The organism is Streptomyces sp. NPDC005752, assembly GCF_040630715.1.
In the GTDB taxonomy this organism is placed as follows: Bacteria; Actinomycetota; Actinomycetes; order Streptomycetales; family Streptomycetaceae; genus Streptomyces.
The window spans coordinates 1-3,185 of sequence record NZ_JBEXYB010000090.1; the positions used below are offsets into that span (position 1 = coordinate 1).

General features: G+C 65.3%; 1 protein-coding gene and 3 pseudogenes. 3 read left to right on the plus strand and 1 reads right to left on the minus strand.

What is annotated here, in order from left to right; all coding sequences use genetic code 11:
- Positions 1 to 91 precede the first annotated feature (91 nt).
- From ABZ441_RS33450 to ABZ441_RS33460, 3 pseudogenes are all read left to right on the plus strand, one after another.
- A pseudogene (locus tag ABZ441_RS33450) lies at positions 92 to 418 on the plus strand (transposase); the annotation flags it as partial.
- Positions 419 to 821: 403 nt separating this feature from the next.
- Positions 822 to 926 (plus strand): annotated as a pseudogene (locus tag ABZ441_RS33455) (transposase); the annotation flags it as partial.
- A pseudogene (locus ABZ441_RS33460) lies at positions 925 to 1,911 on the plus strand (IS630 family transposase); the annotation flags it as partial. The pseudogenes ABZ441_RS33455 and ABZ441_RS33460, both read left to right, overlap by 2 nt.
- Before the next feature lie 551 nt (positions 1,912 to 2,462).
- On the opposite strand, the gene ABZ441_RS33465 reads toward ABZ441_RS33460, so the two are convergent.
- A complete protein-coding gene (locus ABZ441_RS33465; RefSeq protein WP_358981171.1) occupies positions 2,463 to 2,978 on the minus strand; it encodes a VUT family protein in 516 nt (171 codons plus the stop codon).
- Between the last annotated feature and the right edge of the window lie 207 nt (positions 2,979 to 3,185).

A 3,185-nucleotide genomic window follows, 5' to 3' on the forward strand; every position in this document is an offset into this window, starting at 1 on the left:
CGACCCAGCGGTGCGTGAAGAAGCCCGGCTCGCAGCAGCCGAGATCACCGCAGCCGAGTCGGACGGCCTCACCCACAACTCTTGACTATTGCTCCTGATCGCCGCCCACCAGCAGCTCGGCGGACCGATCGTACTCATCTGGGACAACCTGAACGTCCACAAGGCCGTCGGCCTGCGGGAGTTCGCCGAAGCCCGGGACTGGCTGACCATCTACTACCTGCCGCCCTACGCACCCGACCTCAACCCCGTCGAAGGAATCTGGTCCCTCCTGCGGCGCGGCTGGCTCTCCAACGTCGTCTTCAGCACCCCCGAACACCTCGTTCAGCGCATCCGACGCGGCCTACGGCACATCCATTGCCACAGCGACCTTATAGACGGCTGCCTCGCCGAGACCGGCCTCACTATCAGACCTGCCTGAGCAGCAACACGACACCACGAGTTCAACCTCAGTAGTGGCCCGCTGAGATTCCCCGCTGACGGCCACTTGACGGAGCATCAAGTGGCCGCCGCTGCGATCACACCGTGTAGTGCGAGACCGCCTCCATGGCCCACCTCCAGTCCGCACCAGCCAACGCGACGCCTCGTCCGCTATGCCCCGCCAGCACCCGACGTGCTTCGCCCGCCCGGGGGCCGGTCGTCGGCTCCGGCCCCACGGTCGAGGTGGTCTCGGGGCACGGCAGCAGTTGGTGGTGGTGGCCCGTTTCGGGCCCCAGAATAAGGCGTACTGGCGGCAGGGATCAGGGGTTGGCGACCTCGGGCCTTGACCCCTGATGTTGGACACACGAGACACTGGATCCTGAGGATCTGAGAACGGACATCTCGTGGTCATGAAGAACTACCCGCCGGAGTTCAAGGCGGACGCGGTCGCGCTGTACGAGTCGCGGCCCGAAGCGACGATCAGGTCGGTCGCCGCTGATCTGGGCATTGCGGTCGAGGATCGTGCTGGCATGCGCCGAGGACACGTCGAACAAGCGGGTCGCCAGCCGGCTGGGAACCTCGGTGTCCACGGTGGCCCGGTGGCGACGCCGGTTCGTTGAACTGCGACTGGAAGGTCTGGCCGACGAACTGCGTCCGGGCCGGCCGCCGTCGATCCTCCTGGACCGGGTCGAGGAGGTTGTCGCCGCCACGCTGGAAACGTCGCCGCGTGATGCCACGCACTGGTCGCGGGCGTCGATGGCCGAGCGGACCGGCCTGTCGAAGTTGACGATCGGACGGACCTGGCGGCAGTTCGACCTGAAGCCGCACGTCCAGGACACGTTCAAGCTGTCCACGGATCCGCAGTTCGTGGAGAAGGTCGTCGATGTCGTCGGCCTCTACCACCACCCGCCGGAGAAGGCCGTGGTGCTGTGCGTGGACGAGAAATCACAGGTCCAGGCCCTGGACCGCACGCAGCCGGTCCTGCCGATGATGCCCGGCATGCCGGAGAGGCGCACCCATGACTACCAACGGCACGGCGTGACCAGCCTGTTCGCCGCGTTCGACATCGAAGACGGAAGCGTCATCAGCTCTCTTCACCGCCGTCATCGGGCCGTGGAGTTCAAGAAATTCCTGGTCAAGATAGACAAGGCGGTGCCGGCTGAACTCGACGTCCACCTGATCTGTGACAACTACGCCACTCACAAGACGCCCGCGATCAAAGCCTGGCTCGGACGGCACCCCCGATTCCACGTCCACTTCACACCGACTGGTTCCAGCTGGATCAACCAGGTCGAGCGGTGGTTCGGGCACCTCACCGACAAGCTCATCCGCCGCGGGACCCACCGATCGGTTCAAGCCCTTGAGGCGGACATCCGCACCTGGATCCAGACCTGGAACGAGGACCCCAAACCGTTCACATGGACCAAGAGCGCCGACGAAATCCTCAACTCGTTAGCGAAATATATTGCCAGGATTTCTGGTGCATCACACTAGCGCGTGGCCTTGGCCGTCGAGGCGATCCGTCGCCTGTCTGGGGGCTTGCGCGGTAGCGGTGTTTCCCGGCATGGGTGAGTACCCCGAAGACCGTGAGCAGGTCACCGAGGCCTATCGGCTCCAGGCGAAGGAGAAGATCGCCGCACTGTGGGAGAGCATCGGCTTCCAACTGTTCCGCCGCGGGGTATGGCTCCGGCACCGCCCTGCGCCGACCGGAGGAACTCATGCAGGCCCACCGTGCTCAACTGCGCGCGCTCGGCACGGCCTTCCAGTAGTCCGGGTCCGTCTGAGAGCGGCTCGGCGGATACCACGGCTGACGCAGACGGCACCGGGTCGTGCCGGTGAGACCGTGTACGATCCGGCTCGTCCCGCGGGCGCTGGTCTGGGTCAGGCAGGCCGTGGTCGCAGCGAGCGGCTCTCGCTTCCGAAGTTCGACGAACTGCCGTAGATGCCCGCACCGTGGCAGCCGACTGAGGCCTCGTTCGGCCTGGACCCGCCGTGTTCCTGACGGCTCGTTGGCTTGCCCGGCGACTGTGAAGGCGTGAGGTGGGTTATGCAGGGGTGCGTTTGGTTCGGCGTAGCAGAGTGAGAGTGGTGACGGCGGCGAGGGTCATCCAGGTTTTGCCGAGGATCTGTCCTGGGAGGTAGTCGAGGGAGCCGAAGGCGAGTTGGAGGAACAGGAGGCTGTCGGCGAGCAGGCCGACAGCGTTCGAGGCAAGCATTGCGAGGAGCAGTCCGCGTTGCCGCAGCGGCTCGTAGACGGCGAAGTCCATGATTTCTGCTACGGCGAAGGCGATCGCGGAGGCCGTAGCGAGGTTTGGGTCGGCCAGGAGGTAGGACAGGAGGGTGCCGATGGCTATGGCGGTGAGGACGGCTCTGCGTCCTGCGGCTTCTCGTGCGAGGTCGCGCAGTACGAGGGCGAGGCCGACCATGTACACCCCGGCGGGGGCGGTGTAGCCGAAGCCTACTGGGACGACGCCGAAGTGGCTGACGGCGAGGTTGGCGGCCGGGATGGTCGCGATATAAGCGAGGAGAGTGAGGATTTCAGCGCGAGCGGGGACGTTCACGATCTGCTTTCTGTGGTGATCGAGGCATAGTGCGGTTGTTTGACGACGGCTGGGCGCGGAGACAAACGTCGGGCAGTTCACCACACGGCATGACAGCCGGATGGTTCGTCCTTCTGAGCTTGCTCCGCTTTGACGGACACCATTGGTGTGGTGGTCAGGCTGCGATTGCGGTCTCGTACTCGGCGGGGCTGAGGTAGCCGAGGCTGC